At 67.4% G+C, this 21,941-nt stretch carries 15 protein-coding genes; 8 read left to right on the plus strand and 7 right to left on the minus strand.

Features of this window, described 5'->3' with window-relative positions; all coding sequences use genetic code 11:
* Nucleotides 1-197: 197 nt before the first annotated feature.
* From AC07OK_RS29790 to AC07OK_RS29800, 3 genes are read left to right on the plus strand one after another with little or no spacing between them, the layout of a single operon-like run.
* Nucleotides 198-1,553: a hypothetical protein gene (locus AC07OK_RS29790; protein WP_494693663.1), complete on the plus strand. Its 1,356-nt coding sequence runs from the start codon at nt 198-200 to the stop codon at nt 1,551-1,553.
* The gene (locus AC07OK_RS29795; protein WP_217942358.1) at nt 1,546-2,274 is read left to right on the plus strand and encodes a hypothetical protein; all 729 of its coding nucleotides are present in this window, start codon (nt 1,546-1,548) and stop codon (nt 2,272-2,274) included. Before AC07OK_RS29790 ends, AC07OK_RS29795 begins: the two co-directional genes overlap by 8 nt.
* A 2-nt stretch (nt 2,275-2,276) precedes the next feature.
* Nucleotides 2,277-5,108: an ATP-binding protein gene (locus AC07OK_RS29800; RefSeq protein ID WP_494693664.1), complete on the plus strand. Its 2,832-nt coding sequence runs from the start codon at nt 2,277-2,279 to the stop codon at nt 5,106-5,108.
* Between the two features lie 16 nt (nt 5,109-5,124).
* Here the strand turns inward: AC07OK_RS29800 and AC07OK_RS29805 are convergent, their stop codons facing one another.
* The 3 genes from AC07OK_RS29805 to AC07OK_RS29815 all read right to left on the minus strand — a co-directional run bounded on the left by AC07OK_RS29805 (nt 5,125) and on the right by AC07OK_RS29815 (nt 6,514).
* A complete protein-coding gene (locus AC07OK_RS29805) occupies nt 5,125-5,649 on the minus strand; it encodes a hypothetical protein (RefSeq protein ID WP_494693665.1) in 525 nt (174 codons plus the stop codon).
* A 101-nt stretch (nt 5,650-5,750) separates the two neighbouring features.
* Nucleotides 5,751-5,993: a helix-turn-helix domain-containing protein gene (locus tag AC07OK_RS29810; RefSeq protein WP_494693666.1), complete on the minus strand. Its 243-nt coding sequence runs from the start codon at nt 5,991-5,993 to the stop codon at nt 5,751-5,753.
* Nucleotides 5,993-6,514, minus strand: coding sequence for a DUF2975 domain-containing protein (locus tag AC07OK_RS29815; protein ID WP_494693667.1), 522 nt, complete (start codon nt 6,512-6,514; stop codon nt 5,993-5,995). Before AC07OK_RS29815 ends, AC07OK_RS29810 begins: the two co-directional genes overlap by 1 nt.
* Nucleotides 6,515-6,594: 80 nt before the next feature.
* Between AC07OK_RS29815 and AC07OK_RS29820 the strand changes: the two genes are divergently transcribed.
* Nucleotides 6,595-7,437 (plus strand): alpha/beta hydrolase, encoded by an 843-nt coding sequence (locus AC07OK_RS29820; protein ID WP_494693668.1) that lies wholly within the window; start codon nt 6,595-6,597, stop codon nt 7,435-7,437.
* A gap of 1 nt (nt 7,438) precedes the next feature.
* Here AC07OK_RS29820 and AC07OK_RS29825 read toward each other — a convergent pair whose 3' ends face one another.
* Nucleotides 7,439-7,972, minus strand: a complete 534-nt coding sequence (locus tag AC07OK_RS29825; RefSeq protein ID WP_494693669.1) for a CcdC protein domain-containing protein — start codon at nt 7,970-7,972, stop codon at nt 7,439-7,441.
* A 165-nt stretch (nt 7,973-8,137) separates the two neighbouring features.
* Here AC07OK_RS29825 and AC07OK_RS29830 point away from each other — a divergent pair, with 165 nt between their 5' ends.
* On the plus strand, nt 8,138-10,597 hold the full coding sequence (locus AC07OK_RS29830; protein WP_494693670.1) for an alpha/beta hydrolase family protein: 2,460 nt from the start codon (nt 8,138-8,140) through the stop codon (nt 10,595-10,597).
* 162 nt (nt 10,598-10,759) lie between these two features.
* Here AC07OK_RS29830 and AC07OK_RS29835 read toward each other — a convergent pair whose 3' ends face one another.
* Together AC07OK_RS29835 and AC07OK_RS29840 are read right to left on the minus strand one after the other, a co-directional pair.
* The gene (locus tag AC07OK_RS29835) at nt 10,760-15,244 is read right to left on the minus strand and encodes a translocation/assembly module TamB domain-containing protein (protein ID WP_494693671.1); all 4,485 of its coding nucleotides are present in this window, start codon (nt 15,242-15,244) and stop codon (nt 10,760-10,762) included.
* Nucleotides 15,244-17,070 (minus strand): autotransporter assembly complex protein TamA, encoded by a 1,827-nt coding sequence (locus AC07OK_RS29840; RefSeq protein WP_494693672.1) that lies wholly within the window; start codon nt 17,068-17,070, stop codon nt 15,244-15,246. Before AC07OK_RS29840 ends, AC07OK_RS29835 begins: the two co-directional genes overlap by 1 nt.
* A gap of 163 nt (nt 17,071-17,233) precedes the next feature.
* On the opposite strand from AC07OK_RS29840, the gene queC reads away from it, so the two are divergent.
* Nucleotides 17,234-17,941: a 7-cyano-7-deazaguanine synthase QueC gene (queC, locus tag AC07OK_RS29845; protein ID WP_494693673.1), complete on the plus strand. Its 708-nt coding sequence runs from the start codon at nt 17,234-17,236 to the stop codon at nt 17,939-17,941.
* On the plus strand, nt 17,942-21,007 hold the full coding sequence (locus AC07OK_RS29850) for a sensor domain-containing diguanylate cyclase (protein ID WP_494693674.1): 3,066 nt from the start codon (nt 17,942-17,944) through the stop codon (nt 21,005-21,007).
* Nucleotides 21,008-21,022: 15 nt separating this feature from the next.
* Here the strand turns inward: AC07OK_RS29850 and AC07OK_RS29855 are convergent, their stop codons facing one another.
* Entirely contained in the window at nt 21,023-21,415 is a 393-nt protein-coding gene (locus tag AC07OK_RS29855; RefSeq protein ID WP_494693675.1) for a hypothetical protein, read from the minus strand.
* Nucleotides 21,416-21,672: 257 nt separating this feature from the next.
* Between AC07OK_RS29855 and AC07OK_RS29860 the strand changes: the two genes are divergently transcribed.
* On the plus strand, nt 21,673-21,876 hold the full coding sequence (locus tag AC07OK_RS29860) for a hypothetical protein (protein WP_494693676.1): 204 nt from the start codon (nt 21,673-21,675) through the stop codon (nt 21,874-21,876).
* Nucleotides 21,877-21,941 lie beyond the last annotated feature (65 nt).

Genomic DNA, 21,941 nt, shown 5'->3' on the forward strand with positions numbered 1-21,941 from the left:
TTAACAGCTTCCTCAAATGTTTACAAGAAATTTGAGGGGAAGGTTCAGGGTCAAGTCTGACATTCGGACACGAGCTCCGCTGTAAGCGCCGCCTACAGCGGAGCTCGTGTCCGAATGTCAGACTTGACCCCCGCTTTTGCCTGTTATACTGACGCCCCCGCAATCTAGTCGTTGCGATGCGTACAGAATGGCAAAGAATGATAGAAATTATAACAAGTGAGCTGGATCAGCAACAGCAGCAGGACAGCCTGCAAGCCCACTTCCAGCCGAATTTTTCGGCCGACGAGATCGAGCAGGTCTACCAGCTGAAACGCGCGCAGCCGCTGCTGCAAGTCTTCACGGCGCTGTTCCACGGCGGTTTTGACGGCGTGCTGGTGCGCCTGCTGGTGTTGCGCGAGCTGGCGTCCGACGCCGCTTCGTCCACCTTTTCGCGCGCCGACATCAACACCCGCCTGGCCTACCTGCTGCCCGAGTCGCTGGAGACGGTGCTGATGCGCCTGCGCACCAACCAGCTGCTGGCCTGGGACGCGCAACAAGCCGTCTACCGCGTCACGCCGATGGCGCGCAACGTGCTTTCGGCCATCGACGGCCTGCTGACCCTCGGTAAGAACGAAGACACGGCCGACATGGGCTTCCTGCTGTCGCAGGTGGCCGGCGCCCAGGTGATGGGCGGCGTCACCGTCGACCAGCTGAACCACCTGCTGGGCCGCCTGGTCGACCTGACCGAGGAGTTCTCCGACGCCATCGCCTCCGGTTCCGAGTTCCGCCTGCGCGCCTCGCAGGCCAAGTGGCATACCGCCTGCGACTGGGTCGAGAAGGGCTCCGAGATCCTGCGCGCCATCCTGTCCGACGAAAACGCCGACAGCGCCACCCACAAGGCGGCGCAGGCCATCGGCCGCGCGCAATCGGCGCTGCTGAACATGCAGGGCATGTTCTCGCGCGCGCTGAACCAGATCGAACGCCAGCGCGTCCATCTGGGCCAGTCCGGCCTGTCCACCACCGACATCAAGCGCTGGCTGCTGCTGCACGAAGACCTGGCCTCGCTGGCCGAAGGCGCGATCGACCAGCCGGTGGTGCCGCTGTTTATCACCCCGGCCGAGATGATCGACGTCGCCGAGACCGAATTGTTGCAGGACCGCGCCATCAGCGCCGTCTCCAACGGTCTTCCCGCCGGCACCGACGCCCCGACCACCATCAGCGACGGCCCGCAGATGCAGCGCGAGCTGGATGACTGGCTGGCGCGCCTGTCCGACTTCGCCGCGCTGGGCAACTTCCCCAGCGTCGCCGACGAGGGCCCGAAATCGATCTCGGTGCAGGATTCGCTGCTGCCGGCGTCGTTCGCCGTGGCCTCCTACCGCGCCTCGCTGCTGCCGCTGCTGGGCGACGCCGACGAGGCCCGCCTGCAAGGCGCCACCGCCGAACTGGCGCGCCTGCCGGTGACCTTCACCCCAACCGACGAAATGATACAGCTGCCCGATTTGCACGTGGCGGCGATGTCCCTGGCCTCCCTCTCACTGTCTTTGAATACGGAAGGCGACAAGTCAGATGAATGACGATTCCCAAATCCTGATCGCGCGCCTGCTGACGCATCAAACCCTGCGCCGCGACGATAAACTGGTCAAGCGCGTGCTGTCGGACGAGTTGTTCCGCGCCGAAGTCGACGCGCGTTTGCTGGCCACCGGCCTCAAACTGCTGGACAACGTCTACGCCGACCACGTGACGATCGCGCTGCACCGCGCCATCGAGCCGAAGATCTTCGGCGCCCGCGATGTCTGGCAGAACAACAACTTCGGCCTGTCGCGCGACGGCGTGGCGCTGCTGGTGGTGCTGTGGGCGCAGATCATCCTGCCCAAGCGCGAACGCCAGGAGACCCACCAGCACGCGGACGACGACCAGAACGACATGTTCGGCGTCGAGAAGCCGCTGCCGCGCGCGGAAGACACCTCGATCGGCATCGCCTACAAGGCGCTGCTGGCCGACTTCGGCGACAAGCTGGGCAAGAAGACCCGGCTGGACATGAACCTCGGTATCCTGGCCAAGCTGGGCTTCATCGAGCGCCGCGGCGACATCATCGTCGAAGGCCCGCTGCTGGACCTGATGATGGATACCGACCAGCTGAAAGAGCGCATCATCAACGGCGCGCTGGCCGACGTGTTCAAGCGCTCGCCGGCGCAGATCATCCCGGTGCCGCGCAGCGCGCCGCCGATCGCCGCCAACGACGACGAGGTGGCCGACGACGCCGCCCCCGACTCCGAACTTCCAGCCGAGGACTAAACGTGTTTCACATTAAATCATTAGAACTGGTCCACTGGGATTACTGGCAGCGCATCAAGAACATCCCGCTGGACGCCAAGATCATCACCATCGCCGGCCAGAACGGCTCCGGCAAGACCACCTTGCTGGACGCCCTGCGCACGCTGTTCGGCCTCGATTGCTCGATGGGCCGCACCTACAAGCACTACGCCCGCCACAGCGGCCAGCAGACCGCCTGGCTGCGCGCCGTGGTCGACAACAAGAACGTCGGCAAGCAGCTGTCCAACCGTCCGTTCCGTAGCTCCGGCTTCTTCAGCGACGACGAGGTCACGCTGTTCTGCCAGATCCAGAAAAACGGCGGCGATTGGAAGCGCCAGTACCTCATGCGCCCCGGTAACGTGCAGATCGAAGACATCGGCGAAGCCGGCAACGACTGGCTCGGCGTCGAGAACTACCGCAAGCGCCTGGCCAACGCCGGCCTGTCGCCGGCGATGGCGAAAGTGCTGGCGCTCGAGCAGGGCGAAACCGACAAGCTGTGCGAATACGCGCCGCGCCAGTTGCTGGACCTGGTGTTCCAGGTCTTCGGCGACAAGGAAGTGCTGGACGCCTACGACGAAGCCAAGCGCCACCAGCGCGACACCGAAATCGAACTGAAACGCTTCGAGACCGAGCTGGAAGCCTCCAAGACCAACCTGGAGGGCCTGCGCCTGCGCGTGGCCAACTACCACCAGTGGGAAGACCTGAACAAGGAACGCCGCAACCTGCAGGAAGAAGTGCTGCCGACGCTGGAGTACCACGAGGCGCGCGAGAAGCATGCCAACATCAGCCGCCAGCTGCGCGACGCCCGCAAGCCGCTGATGCAGGCCGACGCCCAGCTGACCGACAAACGCAACGCGCTGGCCGCGCAAGCGAAGGCGCTGACCGACGCGCAACAGCACGAGACGGTGCTGGAGCAGGAATCGACCGCGCTGCAAAACCGCCTGAACCAGATCAACGGCAAACTCAAGCCGCTCGACAGCCTGCTGGAACAGAAGGTCCGCTTGCAAAAGCTGGCCGACGACGCCGGCGGCGACCTGGCCGCGGTGGCGCAGCAGTTGCAGGAAAAGGAAATCGAACTGGCGCGCCAGCGCATGGCGCGCGACGCCGTCGCGGCCAAGATCGCCGGCGAGCTGTCGACCATCGCCGCCCTGCAGGGCAAGACCGCGATGCCGGAACCGGAAGCGCAACGTGGCATGCGCCGCGCGCTGAACGACGCCGGCATCAGCCACGCCATGCTGTCCGACATCGTCGAGGTGACGGATGCGCGCTGGCAGGGTGCGATCGAAGGCGTGCTGGGTGGCTATGCCTCCGTGGTGCTGCTGGATAAATCGTCCGACGCATCGGCCGCCTACCGCCTGGCGGAGAAGGAGCGCTATCGCCACTTCATCGTGCCGGACCTGGTGCACGCGCCGACCGTCAAGGACGACTCGCTGATGTCGGTGGTGAAGTTCTCGGCCAAGGTGCCTTCGTGGCTGGTGGAGCAGCTGTCGCGCATCACCCGCGTGGACACCGTGGACGCCGGCGCCAAGCTGGGTAGCCACGACGAGTGGATCACGCCGGACGCCTACCACCGCGAACGCCGCGGCGGGCGCTCGCTGTTCGTGGAAGCTTCGCGCTACCGCTTCGGCTCCGCCGGCCGCACCCAGCGTATGGAAGCGATCCAGAAATCGCTGCCGGCGCTGGAGGCGCAGGAAGATGGATTGACGCTGATCGTGTCCAAGCTGGCGACCGAAATCAGCACGCTGAAATCGCGCCTGGCCGGTGTGGACGCCGCCAAGGAACTGGCCGCCCGCCAGGAGGAATTCGACGAAGCGGCGCGCAACGCCGTGCCGTTGAAGGAGGAACGCACCGAAGTCGGTACCCGCCTCGGCGAGCTGCAAGCGCTGATCAAGAACGCCGTCGTCACGCGCACCCGCGCCGACACGACGTGGCAGAACGCGCGCTTTGCCTTGTCGGAATCGGAAGCCGGTCTGCGCCTGAACAACAAGCGCCAGATTGAGCAGCGTTCCGACCACGCGCGCGCCTTGCTCACGCTGCGCAAGAACTGGCGTCACCTGCCGAAGAGCTGGCGTCGTCCGGCGCGCCGCACGCGCCTGGTCAACGAGCACCAGAACTCGCACCAGGTGGTGTTGCGGGTCCACTCGCTGGAGGCCAGCCTGGCCCGCAGCGACTGGGAACTGGACGCCACCGTGATCGACCAGTACCAGCGCCTGAACGATCAGCTGCATGGCCGCCAGTCGGAAACCGAGGAGCGCCGCTACCAGAACAACCGCGCCATCGAGGCCACCGGCAACGCGCGCGGCGCCTACATGGAGCGGCTGCGCTACACCATCAAGACCTACTCCAAGAACATCAAGGAGCTGGGCGAGCTGGCGGGCATCGAGGTGCATTCCGATCCGGTGCGCCTGGAGAACGACGATACGCTGCTGTCGCAGGCCGGCCTGCACGTGCGCTTCAAGTTCGACGGCAAGGGCATCATCGGCATGAACGACGGCGAAGCGTCCGGCGGCCAGCAGGTGATGAAATCGCTGGTGCTGCTGATTGGTTTGCTGAAGTCGGAAGATGGTTCCGGCGGCTTTGTGTTCATCGATGAACCGTTTGCCCACCTGGATATCCGTAACATCCAGCTGGTCGGCGAGTTCCTGAAGAACACCGACGCGCAATACCTGATGACGACGCCGCTGACGCACAACACCGACGTCTACGATCCTTCGGAACTGACGCTCATCACGAGCAAAAAGAAGAAGGACACGGAGTGGGCGCAGCCCATCTTCGTGCTGCAGCGCCGTCCGGTGGAAGTGGCGAAGGTGGCCTGAGGCTGACCGTTCGTGTTCAGGCCTGGGCCGGCCGCTCGTCGAGCAGCTGGTCCAGCTGTTCGGCGAGGCTGGCGGCGGCGAAGTTGCCCTTGGCTCTTTGCACCGCGTCCAGGTAGGGCATGCGCAGTTCGCGCAGTTCTTCGACCGAGCTGGCTTTTTCCACCTTCAGCTGCAAGGTGAAGCCGCGCAGGCCTATCGTGCTCTTGATGGTTTTGTTATAAAACTCGTACAGCGCCTGGAATTGACTGGCCTGTGCGACCGCCGCCGGGGCCGGGGCCGGAGCGACTGGCGCGGGATCGGCGACCGGCGCCACCGCCATCGTTGCATAGCTGGTTGAAAGCACGATAAGCCCCCCTTCCAACAGTTCGTCCAGGGCGGCGCTAGTCAAACCCAACCCCGCCACATTGCGCAGCAATTCCTCTTCCGTACGACGGCCGTCGATCAATACCAGCAGGCTTCGAAGACGTGGTGCGAGCTGGTACTTGCGCGTCGCGATCTCGTCCCGGCCCTTGGCGGTCTTGTCGTAAATCGAAGTATTCATGAAAGTGCAAATTAGTTGCCCTGTGGATACTCTCAGAATACCACCAAAACTTCTCCACATCGCAGGAAATACGATAGCACTGTCGTTAAAAAGGCGTCGCCTTATAGAAGTTCGCCGGCGTCGGTGCCGCTGTCGCCTTCGTCCTGCACCCAGGTCAGGATGTCGCCGGGCTGGCAGGCCAGCCGCTCGCAGATTTTCTCCAGCGTGGAAAAGCGCATGCCTTTTACTTTGCCGGACTTGAGCAGCGACAGATTCTGCTCGGTGATGCCGACGTAGGCCGCCAGTTCGCGCGACTTGACCTTGCGCTTGGCCAGCATCAGATCGAGGTTGATCAGGATCGCCATCAGACAAAACCCTCGTTCTCTTCGCGCAGGCGGCGGCCTTCCTGCATCAGCCGCGTGATCAGGTAGAACATGCCGCACACCAGGATCAGCATCAGCTGCTCGGAATTGACGCCGATGGCGAAGTGCTGGTCGGCGCTGCCCGTCATGCGCAGCGCCAGCGTGCGCACCGGCAGTTCGACGATGGAAAGCAGCGTCGAAAGCAGGGTGGCGCCGGCGAAGGCGCGCAGATGGCCGATCGACTGCGCCGTGAACAGATCCTGGCGGCGGAAGTTGAGCAGCAGCCGGTCCAGCCGCCACAGTCCATAGAACAGCACCAGCGTGATGGGCAGCGCCAAGGCCGCGCCGATCGCGCGCTGGACCGGCGTCAAAGCCAGCTTGGCGCCGAAGGGCATGCCGATGGCGGTCATGTCGATGGTCATGGCGCCGATGCTGGGCGCGTAGGTGGTCCAGGCCAGCACGAAGAAGGCCGCTTGCACGGCAACGCACAACCACAGTAGAACGCGGATCAGGGTGATTTTCATATTTATCGTAATACAGTAAAAATTTATCGTTTTACATTAAAACTTTGTTGTTATATATTGTACATTCACTGGAGATAATTATGAAACTCATATTGGTACTAATAGTGGCGATGTTGTCGGGTTGCGCGGTGCAGATCGGCGAGGGCAGTGTGGTGCGGCCCGACCGCGCGGGCGAGGCCAGGCCTGCCGGCCATGTCGGCGACGCCGGTACGGCGGGCTATAAATTGGCGCCGGTGTCGCTGGCGGCGGACGATGGACAGCTCAACGGCGTCAGCGCCACCGCTGCCGGTGGCGACGCCAACGCGCTGACGGTGCTGTACTTCGGCGGCAATGGCTTCCACCTGGACGAACATGGCGACCATGTGCTGGCCGCCGTCGGCCCATGCCGCGCCGACGTGGTGATGATCGATTATCGCGGCTACGGCCGCAGCACCGGCGTGCCAACCATCGCCACCATGAAGGCCGACGCGCTGCGCGAGTTCGACCTGGTCAACGCCCAGGCGCCGGGCCGGGTGATCGTGCATGGCCAGTCGCTGGGCAGCTTCATCGCCGCCTACGTGGCGCAGCAGCGGCCCGCCGTGCGTGGGCTGATACTGGAATCGACCACCACCAACGCGCGCGACTGGGCCAACAACATGCTGCCCTGGTATGCGTGGCCGTTCGTGCGGGTGGAGCTGAGCGAGTCGCTCAAGGGGATAGACAACGTGGTGGCGGCTTCGGGCTTCGCCGGGCCGGCGCTGGTGCTGGAGGGCAGCGACGACAAGGTGACGCCGCCGCGCCTGGCGCGCCAGGTCTACGACGCCCTGCCGACGCAATCCAAGCGCATGGTGATGGTGCCGGACGCCGGCCACAATGGCGTGCTGTCCAGCGCCGCGGTGCGGCCGGCCTACTGCGAGTTCGTGCAGCAGCTGGCGGCTAAATAGTTTATTTAATGTCGAAGATGTCGATCGGGCGCGGCACCGGCTTGACGGCGCGGCGCCAGCGCAGCAGCAGCAGGTGGTAGCAGCCCCAGAAGCCGGCGGTCAGGCCAAACACCACGGCCGTCAGCGGATGGCCGACGAAGTCAGGGTCCAGCGGCAGCTGGTCGTGCATGTGCAGGTAGGCCTCGAACAGGCGGTAGATCAGGCGGCCGAAGAACAGCATCGTCACCAGCAGGCCGAAACGGCGGTTCTGCGTGTAGAAGAAGCCCTCGGCCGTGTTTTGCAGGCGCGTCAGCTTCATGTTGCGGTGGCCCAGCGCGGCGCCGACGGCGGCGCCGACCAGCAGCGCGGCAAGCGCCTGCCATTTTCCGATCAGGACCACGGCCAGCACGGCCAGGGTCACGCCAGCCACCGTCGCGTAGGCGGCGTGGCGCCACAATTCGGATTTGTTGCGGCCCATCATGCGTTTCAGGCGCGAGTAGATGCGCCAGATGGCCAGCGGCACCAGCAGCAACAAGACGATAGTAGGCATATCCATAAGCGATTCCAACGGCGTGATTCGAAGAACCGCGATTGTACGCCAAGCCGCCGCCGCGCCCCAGCGTTACAGATTGTCACGCATTATCCGGCAGTGATTGACAATCCCGGATAGCATAAGCAAACTGAACTGCAGCAGCCCCGCTTCTGGACCGAAAGGATATCCATGAACAAACCGTTAACCTTGCTGCCCCTGAATCTGGGATTGATGGCCGCCTCGCCGCAGGCCGGCGCGCAGGAGGATGGTTACCGCCTGCCACCTTCCGCCCTGCTGGACATCGTCGACGCGCCGCGCGCGCCGGCGCTCAGCCTGAGCCCCCAACGCAACCTGGTCGCCGTGGTGCAAACGCCGCCGCTGCCGGGCATCGCCGAAGTGGCGCAGCCGGAGCTCAAGCTGGCCGGCCTGCGCATCAACCCGCGCACCTGTTCCTCCTCCCGTTTCTCGTTCGGCACCGACCTCGCTCTGCTCGACATCGCCACGCAAAAGGAAAGCCGCATCCGCGGCCTGCCGCGCGCGCTGCGCCTGGCGGACCTGGCCTGGTCGCCGGACCAGCGCTACCTGGCGTTCTCGCACGTGGCCTACAAGGGCGAACGCGGCGCGGTGGAACTGTGGCTGGTCGATATCGCCGCGCGCAAGGCCAAACGCCTGTCTGCGCAGCCCTTGTCGGCGGTGCTCACGCGCGGCTTCAACTGGCTGCCGGACAGCAGCGGCCTGCTGGCGCACTGGCGTCCGGCCGGCATCGGCAAGGCGCCGCAGTCGGACGGCATTCCCTCCGGCCCGATCCAGCAGGACAGCGAACCCGGTGGCGCCGTGCGCCAACTGCGCACCTATCAGGATCTGCTGAAGAACGAAGCCGACGCGCGCCTGTTCGAGTACTACATCACCGTGCAGATGGTGCTGCTGGACCTGCACGGCAAGTCGCGCATGATCGGCGCGCCGGGGCAGTTCTCGCGCACCTCGATCGCGCCGGGCGGCCAGTATCTGCTGACGCAAAGCGTGACGCGCCCTTACTCCTACATCGTGCCGGCATCGAGCTTCGGCGAGCGGGTCGAGGTGCGCGACCTGAATGGCGACGTGCTGCACACGGTGACCACGCTGCCGCTGGAGGAAGGCCTGCCGCAGGGGAACGACGCGGTGTCCGAAGGCGTGCGCCATGTGTCGTGGCGGGCCGACGTGGCGGCCACGCTGGTGTGGACCGAGGCGCAGGACGGCGGCGATCCGGCGAGTCCGGTGATCGACAGCATCCGCGACGTGGTCTATATGCACGCGGCGCCGTTCCGCGAACCGCCGCTGGTGCTGGCGCGGCTGACGATGCGCTACGCCGGCATCGCCTGGGGGCGCGGCGACGTCGCGCTGATCAACGAACGCTGGCACAAGACGCGCGACTACAAGCAGTGGATGATCGAGCCCGAACACCTGTCCACGCCGCCGGAGCTGATCTACGCCGGTTCGTACGAGGACCGCTACAACAGTCCCGGTTCGCCGGTGATGCGGGCCGACGCCAGCGGCTTCCCGCGCCTGCTGATCGGTCCCGGCACCACGGTGCTGCTGGACGGCGCCGGCGCCACGCCGGAAGGCGACCGTCCCTTCATCGACCGTCTGAGCCTGACCACCAAACAGAAGGTGCGCCTGTTCCAGAGCACCGCGCCGTATTTCGAGAACGTTGCGGCGGTGCTGAACGACGAAGGCACGCTGCTGCTGACGACGCGCGAATCGCCGACCGAGCGGCCCAACTACTATCTGCGCGACCTGACCAAGCCGGAACACGCGCAGCTGACGGCGCTGACCAACTATCCACATCCGACCCCGCAGCTGAAGGATGTGCACAAGGAGCAGATCCGCTATCCGCGCAACGACGGCGTCGAGCTGACGGCCACGCTGATGCTGCCGGCCGGCTACGACGCCGGCCGCGACGGCCCGCTGCCGTTGCTGATGTGGGCCTATCCGCAGGAATTCAAATCGGCCGGCGCGGCCAGCCAGACCACCGGTTCTCCTTACCGCTTCAACGCGGTCAGCTACTGGGGGCCGGCGGCCTTCCTGGCGATGGGTTACGCGGTGCTGGACAATCCATCCTTCCCCATCATCGGCGCCGGCGAAGCGGAGCCGAACGACAGCTATCTGCCGCAGTTGGTGGCGGACGCGCAGGCGGCGGTGGACGAGGTGGTGCGGCGCGGCGTGGCCGACCGTCACCGCATCGCCATCGGCGGCCATTCGTATGGCGCTTTCATGACCGGCAACCTGCTGGCGCACACGCGTTTGTTCCGCGCCGGGATAGCGCGCAGCGGCGCCTACAACCGCACGCTGACGCCGTTCGGCTTCCAGTCCGAGGAACGGCCGTTCTGGCAGGCGCAGGAGGTGTACCAGGCCATGTCGCCGTTCAATAACGCCGACAAGATCAAGGATGCGATGCTGCTGATCCACGGCGCCGAGGACAGCAACACCGGCACCTTCCCCTTGCAGAGCGAGCGCATGTTCCAGGCCATCAAAGGCCTGGGCGGCACGGCGCGGCTGGTGATGCTGCCAAACGAGTCGCACGCCTACCGCGCGCGCGAGTCGATCCTGCACATGCTGTACGAGACCAATGCGTGGCTGGATAAATACGTCAGGCACGCGAAACCGGGGTAGGGCGGCGTAGAATGGGGAACCGAGTCAGCTCAAGGAGTACCGACCATGCACAACGTACACCGCGCCCCCGATCCCGTACCGGTGGATGATCCGGCGCCGCCGGCCATCCCCCATCCCGTGCCGCAGGACGATCCGGTGCCGGACCACAACCCGAGCTAAGGCTTAGTCAAAGGCCCAGGTGTAGAGCACGTCCAGCGCGTTGTTGGTGCCGGTCTGGAATTGCAGCGAGATGCGCGGGTTCAGTTTGTATTTGAGCTTGACCAGGCTGGTCGCCGTGCCCGTGCCCTGTTCAAAGCTCAGGTAGGCGCGCGACGACAGGCGCTTGCCCACCGTGACCACCGTGGTCTGCAAGCCGGTCGCAGCGCCGGACGCCGTGCCGGCCGCCTGGCTCACGCCCAGTTCATCCACTCCCAATGCATTGGCCAGCTTGCCCTGGCCGCCGCCGAACAGCGCGCCCGCCGCGGCGCTGAGCAGCGCCATGTCGTTGCCGCCGGTGTTGTCGATGCCATGGCCCAGCACCAGCCAGGCCAGCTTGTCGCTGTCCGACACGGCCGGCGTCGACACCAGCTTGGCCACCGGCGCCAGCGCCGTGCCGCGCACTTCCACGCCCGCTTCCACATTGGTCTCGCTGAGCGCCTCGCCTTCCGGTCGACGGCGCACGGCCAGGATGTTCAGGCCGGGGTTGTCGTAGGCGCCGGTGAAGTTGATCACGCCGCGGTCGATCGCCAGTTTCTGTCCGTAGGCCGCATAGGTGCCGCTTTCCACCCGGATGCTGCCGGTGACGCGCGGCGGCCGGCGGTCCGCCACGCGGATGCGCACCGTGCCCGCCAGTTGCGCGTCCAGGCCCTTGCCTTTGAGCTTGAAGGCGTCGCCCAGGTCGGCCTCGAGGTCGATGTTGAGCGGCTGGCCTTGCTGAGCCTTGACCGGCGCCGTCCCCTTGCCGATGATGACGACGTCGTCGCTGAGCGTCGGCGTGTTCTCGCCGGCCAGTTCGATGTTGGCGCGGTCGGCGCGGAACTTGCCGTCCAGCTGGAAGCGCTTGGCGTCGCGCACCAGCGTGCTCTGGCCGCTGATGACCAGGACCCGGTCGGGCCGCGCGAGCACTTCCAGCTTGTCGGCGCTGAGCTTGAGGTTCATGGTGGCTTCGTTGCCGGCGTAGCGTATCCAGCCGTCGGCCTGGGCGTGGCCCTCGGCGCCGTCGAAGGCCAGCTTTTGCAGCTGCAGCTGGTCGCCGGCGAGGCGCGCCTGCAGTTGGCCGTTGCGCAGCTTGATGCCCTGGTCCACCCAGTTCAGCACCAGCTTGTCGCCGCTGATGTCGCCGTTGAGCTGCGGCGCGCCCAGCGTGCCGCTGCCGCTGACGGCCAGCTTCAGGGCGCCGTCGATTTCCAGTCCCGGCTGGCCGGCCAGCGGCGCCAGCCAGGCCAGCGAGCCCATATTGGCGGTGCCGTTCAGCGTGATGGCGCTGCTCTCGGTCAGGCGGCCTTCGTGCAGCTGGGCGGTGGCGTCGATGCGGGCCTGGCCGGCGCGGGTGCCGTCCAGGTTCAGTTGCAGGTGCAGCGTGCCGTCGTTGACGTCGACGCGGCCGTCCAGCGTGCGCAGGCCGAGCGGCTGCGGCAGGTCGGCGCCGGTGATGGTCAGGTCGCCCTGTTCGCGGTACACGTGCAGCATGCCGCCGAGGACCGGCGGGCTGCCCTTGCTGGCCGCTTGCAGGTTCATGCTCCATTCGGCGCCGACGGTCATGTTGCTGCGGACGTTGTCGCGCCAGGCGTCGGAGAGTTGGGCCAGGTAGTTGACCGGCACGCCGGCCGCCAGGCCCTTGCTGCGCCAGGCGGGGCCGGTTTTTTCCAGGCTGTCGATGCGGATGCTGCCGTCGGGGAGCTTGATGGTGGCGCTGCCGAGGGCGATCTGCTCCGGGTGCAGCAGGCCGGCCACGCCGCTGCCTGCCGGCGCGGTCAGCTTCAGCGGCGCCGGCGCGGCCAGCGTCAGGGCGAAGCGGCCGTGGTTTTGTAGCGTGTCGATGGCGCCGGTCCAGGCGTCGTTGGCCCAGCCGCCCTTGACGCGCACGGCGGCGTCGAAGTCGGCGTTGCTGGCGCTCACTTGCAGCGTGTGGCTGCTGCGGGTGCCGCTGGTTTGCAGGCGCGCCTTGTCCAGCGTGAGGGCAGGGGAGACGTAGCGGGTGATCTCGATGTCGCTCACCAGCGGCACGTCGGCGTAGATGTCGGCTTCGGCGCGGACGCGGGCGCGTGCGCCCGGCGTTGCGGCCGGCGCTGTGCCGGCCGCCATCGCGATGGTGCTGCCCAGCGTGGCGCTGCCGCGTATCGTGCCGATCTGCTGCTGGCCTGGCGCGCGCAGGTTGGCGCCGTCCAGCGTGAGCGCCAGCGCCGGCTTGGCGGTGGTACCGGACAGGGTGCCGCTGGCGCGCAGCGTGCCGGCGAACTGCGGACCCAGCGCGGCCAGTTGCGGTGCGTTGAGCTTCCATTCCAGCTTGTCGAGCGCGCTGCCGAAGCTGCCCTTCGCCTGCAGGCTGTTGGAAGCCAGCCGCAGGTCGATGTCTGCGTTGCTGATGCTGTTCTTGTCGGCGTTCAGTTTCAGATAGCCGCTCAATGGCGCGTTGGCGAAGGTCGATGGTTGCAGCGTCAGGTTCAGGCCTGCGCGCCAGTCGCTCGCCAGTCGCGCGTCGGCTGTGAAGGTGGCGTTGACGGCGCCCGCCTGCGCCGCGCCGAATGCGGCGGGATTGAGGCGCTGTATGGCGCCGTTCATTTTCAGCTCGGGCGTTTTCTTCGGCCCGGCCAGTGCGATGTCGCCGGCGGCGTGGATCAGGCTATCCGGCGCGGGGCGTTTGGCGGAGGCCAGGCCCAGGCCCTTGGCGTCGGCTTCGAAAGTGGTGCGCGGCGCTTCCATGTTGCCGCTGACGATGCCGCTGGCGTTGACGGCGCCAATCAAGTCGGAGGCCACCGCCGACAATTGGCGGGCGTCGACTTTCCAGCGCAGCTGTTCGCCCGGCGCGCCGAAGCTGCCGCTGATGTCGGCGGTGTTCTGCGCCATCGCCAGATGGGCGTCGACGCCGCTGATGTGCTTTGCGTCGGCATTGAGCTTGCCGTTGCCGGACAGGGTTTGGCCAGCCAGCTTGCTGGCCTTCAGGTCGAAGCTTGCCGCGACCTGCCATGCGGGGACGACGTGGCCGCTGGCGGTGATGTCGGCATTGAGGTCGGCGATCGGATAGCCGGCGCCCAGCGCGGACGGGTCGAAGTGCTCGGCGCGCAGCTTGGCGCTGAATTCCTGCCTGTCTTTCAGGCTGGCCTGGCCGCTGGCGGTGATGCTGCCTTTCTTCGCCAGCAGGCGCGCCTGGTGCAGTTGCAGCACGGCGTCCGCCAGCGTGGCTTGCAGGTCGAGGCGCAGGCCGTCCTGCGACAGCCGGGCGTCCAGCGTCTGCCTGGTCGGCGTGCTGGCCAGCGTGATGTCGCCGGCGACGCTGGTTTTGTTGATGCTGCTGTGGATGTTCTTCAGGTCCAGGCGGTCGGTGTGTAGCGTGAACTGCGCGGCGTCGATGCCGGCTTCCGGGCCGCTGCGCTTGACCTGGCCGCCGCCGGTGAAGCGTCCCGCCGCACCCAGGTCGAGCAGCACGTTTTCCAGCGTGGAGGCGGTCAGCGTGCCGGCCAGCTTGCCGCTGAAGGCTTGCAGCGGCAGGCCTTGCTGGTCGAGCGGTGCGGCCTTGTCCTGGTTCAGCAGGGCGAATTGGCCGGACAGTTTCTGGTCCGCCGTGATGGCGGCGCTGGCCTTGAGGCTGAACTTCGCCTGCGGCCAGCCGGGATTGAAGCCGGCCGGATTGAGGTCATGGCCGTTCAGGTCCAGCGTGCGCAGGATGATGGGATCGAACGGCGCCAGCGCAACGTAGGCCTTGCCGCTGGCGCCATTGGCGCTGCCCTGCGCCAGCAATGTCATCAGCGTCAGGTTGCCGCCGGCTTCCAGCGACAGCTGCGCGGCGCCGGCGCTGGCGGCGGTGTTGACGGAAGCCTGCGCCAGCGAGGCCTTGCCTTGCAGTGTGAACGGTTTGCTGGTGGCGATGGTCAGGTCGGCCTTGGCGTCGCCGAACGCGGTGTGCGCGCTGGCGTCTTCCAGGTGCCAGCTGCTCTTGTCGCCGTACAGCTTGAAGCGCAGGAGTTCGATGACGTTGCTGCCGGTGGCGCTGGTCAGCGTCAGTTTGTCGAGCCGCGCGTCGGACAGCTTGAGGCGGAACGGCGCGGCCAGCGATTCCGGCATCTTGGCCGGCTCGGACGGGCGCAGGTTGTGCACCGTCAGCGCGGCCACGTGCAACTCGCTGATCGACAGGCCTTCCGAAAAATACTGCAACGGCGACCAGTTGATGTCGATGTTGTCGGCCGTGATGACGCTGTCCTTGCTGCGGTAGACCAGCCGTCCGATGTGCATGCGGTGGTACAGCGATCCGCTCACGCCGCTGACGGCGACCTGGCCGCCGCTGGCGTTGGCGATGCGCTGCACCAGCTGCTGCAGGGTCGATTCGCGGCCCAGCAGCCAGAAGGCGCCGGCCAGCAGCGCCACCAGCACGGCCAGCGAAATGAGCACGCGTTGCGGCCAGCGGCGGCGCGCGGGCGCGGCCGGTGTTTGCTTGTCTTGGTTGTCGGCCATCAGAAAGTGAATCCCAGCGAGAAGTGCAATCGATATTTGCGTACCGCGTGGCCGTAGGCGACGTCCACGTTGATCGGGCCGACGGGGCTCTTCCAGCGGCCGCCAACGCCGTAGCCGGACTTCGGATGCAGCGCGTTGAAGGTGTCGCCGGCGTTGCCGGCGTCGTAGAACAGCGCCGCGCCGTACGTGGGCTTGAACCAGTACTGGAACTCGGCGCTGGCGGTGGCCAGGTAACGCCCGCCGGTGATCGCGGCGCCTTCGCGCACGCCCAGCTCCTGGAAGGCGTAGCCGCGCACCGACTGGTCGCCGCCGGCGCGGAACAGGTACACGGCCGGCACGCCGTTCTTGTCGCGCGAGGCCAGCGCGCCGAGCTCACCGCGCAGTATCAGATTGGTGCTGGTGGTCAGCGGCCGGTACCACACGGTGCGCGCGTAGCCGCGCACGAAGGCCTCGTCGGTCAGGATGGGCAGCAGCGCGCCGCCCAGCTGCGCGTTGAGCGCGTAGCCCTTGGTCGGGAACAGCAGGTTGTCCAGCTTGCGCCAGGTGACGCCGTAGGTCAGCGGCAAACTCTTGCTGGTGCTGGATGGGATGCCGTCGAGCGTCTTGGTCTCGGTCAGCAGCTCCAGCGAAAAGCTGCGTTCCAGCAGCGGCGTGCCCCAGGCGCGCTTGCCGGCCACGCTGGCCACGCTGGTGACTTCGCCCGCAATGTCGCTGCGCTCGAACGAGGCGCCGACGCTGTCGTTGTAGCCGTCCGCCGTGGTGGGGAAGTAGAAGTCGCTGCGCGCGGTCTGCTTCTTGGTCTCCAGCGTCAGCGCGCTTTTCATGCGCAGGCCGAACACCGCCAGATCGTCGTAGCTCAGCGAGGCGCGGTTGCCGGTGTTGGTGCTGAAACCCAGGCCGGCGCTGACGTTGCGGCGCTTGTTCTCGGTCACGCGCACCAGCAGCGGCAGCGGCGCCATCGCGGCGTCGGCGTTTTGCGCCGGGGTGGCGGCGCCCGCCTCGAGCTGCTCGTTGAGGACCGCGCCCATGTCGGCGCTCACTTCCACGCTGGCGAAGTAGCCGGTGTCCTGCAGGCGCGATTGGTAGGATTGCAGCGCGGCTTCGCTGTAGTAGTCGCCGGGATGGATCTGGTTCAGGTTGCGGATGATGGCGGCCGGGTAGCGCTTCAGGCCTTCGATGCGCAACTCGCCGAAGCGCAGCTCCGGGCCGCTGTCGAGCACCACCCGCAGCGCGGCCAGATGGTTGTCCGGGTCCACCGTGGCCTGGCTGTCGGTCAGTTGCGCGCGCGGGTAGCGCGTCTGCACCACCTGGCGCAGCAGGCCGCGCTTGGCTTGTTCCCAGTCGGTCTGGCGGAAGACCTGGCCCTGCTTGAGCGTCCAGCCGGCCTTCAGCGCGGCGGTGTCGAACTGCTGGTCGGCGGCCAGGCCGGGCACGGGCGCGAAGCCCTGCAGCACCAGCTCGATCTCGCCGACCCGCACCGGCTCGCCCGGCTGCACGCTGACCTCGACCCTGGGCGTGTCGCCGTCGCGGTCGAGGCGGGCGCTCACCACCGGCGAGTAATAGCCGTCGGTGGCCACCAGCGTCTTGACCTGGGCCGGCGCGGCGCGCACCAGCCGCAGCAGCTGTTCGCGGTCCATGCGCGCGTTGCCGCGGAAACGCACCAGGTCCAGGTTTTGCTGCAGCAGTTCCTCCAGCGCGCCGGGGGCGTCGATGTGGACCTCGTATTGCAGGCCCTGGGCGGCGGCGGGCGGCGCGACCGTGGCCAGGACGCCGGCCAATACGCCCTCTATGCCCGCTATGGCGAGGCGGCCGGATACTTTTGTCACAACTTGTGCCAAAATTCGTGATCCTGCCAATATTTTTGCTGGCGATGCCGGTAACATGAGACTCCATCTGGGTGTACGCTGCTTGCCATGTTACCGGATTGCCCTAAAAGATGGCGTACTTATAACGTTGCAACGCCTTGCAAGTCCTTGAAAGAACAAAGTAATGCTGCCTACCGATACCGCCCTGGTCCTGTTTAGCGGAGGCCAGGACTCCACCACCTGCCTGGCCTGGGCGCTGAAGCACTACGCGCGCGTGGAAACCATCGGCTTCGACTACGGCCAGCGCCACGCCGTCGAGCTGACCGTGCGCCCGACCGTGATCGAACGCCTGCGCGCCCAATGGCCCGAGTGGAACGCCAAGCTGGGCGAGGACCACATGATCGACCTGTCGCTGATCTCCGAGATTTCGCAGACCGCGATGACGCACGATATCGCCATCGAAACCCAGGCCAACGGCCTGCCGAACACCTTCGTCCCCGGCCGCAACCTGCTGTTCATGACGGTGGCCGCCACCGTGGCCTACCGGCGCGGCCTGACGGTGCTGGTGGGCGGCATGTGCGAGACCGACTTCTCCGGCTACCCGGACTGCCGCGACGACACCATGAAGGCGCTGCAGGTCGCGCTCAACCTGGGCATGGCCACCCGCCTGAAGCTGGAGACCCCGCTGATGTGGCGCGACAAGCGCCAGACCTGGGAGCTGGCGCAGGAGCTGGGCGGCCAGGCGCTGGTCGACCTGATCCGCGACGGCACCCACACCTGCTACCTGGGCGAGCGCGGCGCGCTGCACGACTGGGGTTATGGCTGCGGCAGCTGCCCGGCGTGCGCCCTGCGCGCGCGCGGCTACCGGCAGTTCGCGGGCGCCGAAGGGTAGATGTCTGCCGCCGCCCAGGCACGGCTGCGCCGGCTGGTGCAGGACATGCTCTCGCCGGGCGTGCTGCCGTTGCTGGTGCTGGCCGGTTGCCTGGGCGCGACCGGCGTGCTGTGGCTGGGCGCGCGCCAGCACGCCGACCAGCAGGCGCAGGCGGACTTCGACAGCCGCGTGCGCGAACTGGTCAACAACCTCGACCGGCGCATGCAGACCTATGTGCAGGTGCTGTACGGCGTGCAGGGCCTGTTCGCCAGCTCCGCCGTGGTCGACCGCGACGAGTTCCGCACCTATCTGGCCGGGCAAAACCTCAACCTGCATTTTCCCGGCATCCACGGCGTCGGCTACATCGCGCTGGTGACGCCGGCGCAGCGCGCGGCCCACACGCGCGCGATCCGGCTGGGCGGCCATCCCGACTACCGCCTGCGGCCGGACGGCGCGCGCGCCTGGTACGCGCCGGTGGTCTACCTCGAACCGTTCGATGACGACAACCGGCGCGCCTTCGGCTACGACGTCGCGTCCGAGCCGGTGCGGCGCGGCGCGCTGGAGCAGGCGCGCGACTCCGGCCTGCCCGCCGTCAGCGGCAAGATCCGGCTGGTGCAGGAGGAGGTCGAACCGGCCCAATCGGGCTTTCTGTTGGTGCTGCCGGTGTTTCGCCGCTGGCTGCCGGCCGCCACGGTGGCGCTGCGGCGCGCCGCCATCGAGGGCTGGGTGTACGCGCCGTTCCGCGTCGGCGAGCTGATGGCGGGGTTGGGCGGGCCGCGCGCCGGCGCGCTGGACGTGCGTATCTACGACGGCGACGCCCTCGCGCCGGCCGCGTTGATGTACGACAGCCATCCGGGCGCCGGCGCCGGCCGGCGCAACAGCCTGCAGCGGCTCAGCATCGGCGGCCACCGCTGGACGCTCGACATCGCCGCGCGGGCCAGCGCGGCGCCGGAGCGCGACAAGGCGCAGCAGGTCGCCGTCGGCGGCGTATTGCTGAGCGCGCTGCTGGCCGGGCTGACCTGGCTGCTGGCGCGCGGCCGCGTGCGCGCGCGCGCCGCCCAGGCGCGCGCCGAGCGCCTCAGCGGCGAGCTGCGCGAGGGCCAGGCCGCGCTGCTGGTGCTGGCCGAGGGCGCGCAGCGCAGCCAGGCCATGTTGCGCAGCATCCTCGATTCCACCATCGACGGCATCCTGGTCGACAACCTCAAGGGCGGCGTGCTCAACGCCAACCGCCGTTTCCGCGAACTGTGGAACCTGCCCGAGCACCTGGACTGGCAGGCCGACGGCGCCGCGCTGATGGCGCACATGGCGCAGCAGATGCTCCATCCCGGCCAGGCGCTGCTGCTGGAGCCGGGGCCGCAGCAGCTGGCGCTGCCGGGGCTGCAACGGGACAGCCAGCTGGAGCTGCTGCACCTGAAGGACGGCCGCGTGATCGAGCAGCACACGCGCGGCATGCAGCTGGGCAGCGAGCCGGCGCGGCTATGGTCGTTCCGCGACATCACCGAGCGCACCCAGGGCGAGCAGCGCGAGCAGACCCGGCGCCACGTGCTGGAGTTGCTGGCCACCGGCGCGCCGCTGCAATCCATCCTCGAGAGCGTGGTGCAGGGCGTCGAGGCGGGCAACGAGGAAATGTTGTGCAGCATCCTGCTGCTCGACGAAAGCGGCGAGCACCTGCTGGTGGGCGCCGCGCCCAGCCTGCCGGCCTTCTTCAACGCCGCCGTGCACGGGCGCTCGATCCACGGCGCGCCGGGCGCCTGCGCCCAGGCGGTGCTGACGCGCAGCCGGGTGATCGTCGAGGATATCGGCAAGGCGCCGGCCTGGCTGGAGTACCGCGACCTGGCCTTGCAGGCGCGGCTGGGCTCGTGCTGGTCCGATCCGATCTACGGCGCCGGCGGCAATGTGCTGGGCACCTTCGCCATCTACCACCGCGACGCCCGCCTGCCCAGCCTGGCCAACATCGCGCAGATCGAGCAGGCCGCGCGGCTGGCCGGCATCGCCATCGAGCAGGCCCAGGCGGCGGTGGCGCTGCGCGCCGGCGAGGCCCGCTTCCGCAGCCTGTACGACCACGCGCCGGTGGCGCTGTGGGAGCAGGACTGGTCGGGCGTGCACGCCGCGCTGGCCGAGCTGGAATTGTCCGGGGTCGACGACCTGGGCCGCTACCTGCAGGCCAACGCCAGCCAGCTGCGCCGCCTGGCGGGGCTGGTGCGCATCGTCGACGTCAACGCCGCCGCGCTGGCGCAGGCGGGGGCGGCGCCGGGGCGCAAGGAGCTCTCGCAGCTGAGCCTGGAGCAGAACTTCGACCTGGCCGCCATGCCCAGCTTCGCGCTGGCGCTGACCGCGCTGGCCCAGGGCCAGCATTTCTTCGCCTGCGAGGGCAGCTACACCCGGCTCGACGGCACGGCCCGGCTCAACGAGCTGACCCTGCTGGTGATGCCGGGCCATGCGCACAGCCTCGATTTCGTCATCGTCTCGACCCTGGACGTGACCGAGCGGCGCCGCATGGACGACGAGCTGCGCGTGCTGGCCACCACCGACTTCCTCACCGGGCTGCCGAACCGGCGCGAGTTCATGCGCCGCCTGGAGGACGAGCACGCCCGCCTGCGGCGCGAGATCGGCGCCTGCGCCGCCGTGCTGCTGCTCGATGCCGACCATTTCAAGCACATCAACGACGAGCACGGCCACGCGGCCGGCGACGCCGTGCTGCGCCGGCTGGGCGCGCTGCTGCGCGACGGCCAGCGCAAGGTCGACCTGTTGGGCCGCATCGGCGGCGAGGAATTCGCGGTGCTGCTGCCGGGCACCGGGCCGGAGGCGGCGGCGGTGTACGCCGAGCGCCTGCGCCTGCGGGTGGCGCAGGCGGCCATGCCGATCGACGACGGGCTGGGCTTGACGGTGGCGGTGACGGTGACGGTGAGTATCGGCATCGCCGCGCTGAGCGGGGCCGACAGTGGCGGCGACGTGGCCTTGCGGCGCGCCGACCAGGCCTTGTACTGCGCCAAGCGCGGCGGGCGTAACCGGGTGGCGCTGGCGGATGAGGGGATGAGGGCGGAGGCGGATCGGCCGGGAGTTCAGGTCCCGGCCGCTTCCGATTGAAACGGTGAGTACGGCTTAGACTGCGTGTTCCAGCATGGCGCGCTGCTGCTGTTTGCGCGAGCGCGAGCGCAAGATCAGGTAGATGCCGACCGGGATCAGCAGCGGCAGCAACAGGGGCGAGACCGCCGCCGCCACCACCACCGCCAGCAGCACCATGCCGCTGATCATCAGGATGCCGAGGCCGGCGAACAGCACGCCGACGAACACGGCCGCGCAGGTGATGGCCACGGTGGCGATCAGCAGGCCGCCGCCGGCGAACAGGGTGCCGAGCAGGAAGCCGATGGGGCCGTCGATCTCGTCGCCGTCGAGGTTGACGTACATGCCGTCACCGAAGACCGACTGCCATGCGCAGGCGGCCAGCAGGACGATAAAGGCGGCGAATACCAGTTTTTTAGCGGTGATTTTCATGGCTGACCTCGGTGGTTGGGTTGTTCCGTACTGCTTGTGCCGTTTGGCATGGTTGAACTTTAGCCAGCGCGCCCGGCAACGGCCAGCGGATTGCGACAGAGCGGCAAATTGGCGGGATGGAATGCCGGTCCGGCGCGATGAGCGGGGAAAGTTCCTTGATTTAAAGTTATGCCTGCCTATACTGATAATCTACCTATTGCAGGGAGGGCTAGAACATGGCTTGGCTAGAATTGAGCGAGGGTCAATCGATATCCTCGATGTACAAGCGGACTCGGCGCCAACGTAGCGCCCAGCAGCTTTCCGGCGGGGGACCGAAAGGCCCGCCATCGGCGCCGCCGACGATACCGCCCATCATCATTACGCCGTTCAGTTACCACATGCCGGATCCGGCCATCGATCCGCGCGTCACGCCGTTGCGGCCGCCCATCATGCCGCCGCCGCGGCCGTGCATCTCGTGCTGATCGCCGGCGACTGAACGCCAAATCGCCAGACGTCAAAAAGCCCGCTCGACGCGGGCTTTGGCGCT

Source organism: Duganella sp. GW821-FHT07G03, from assembly GCF_059418605.1.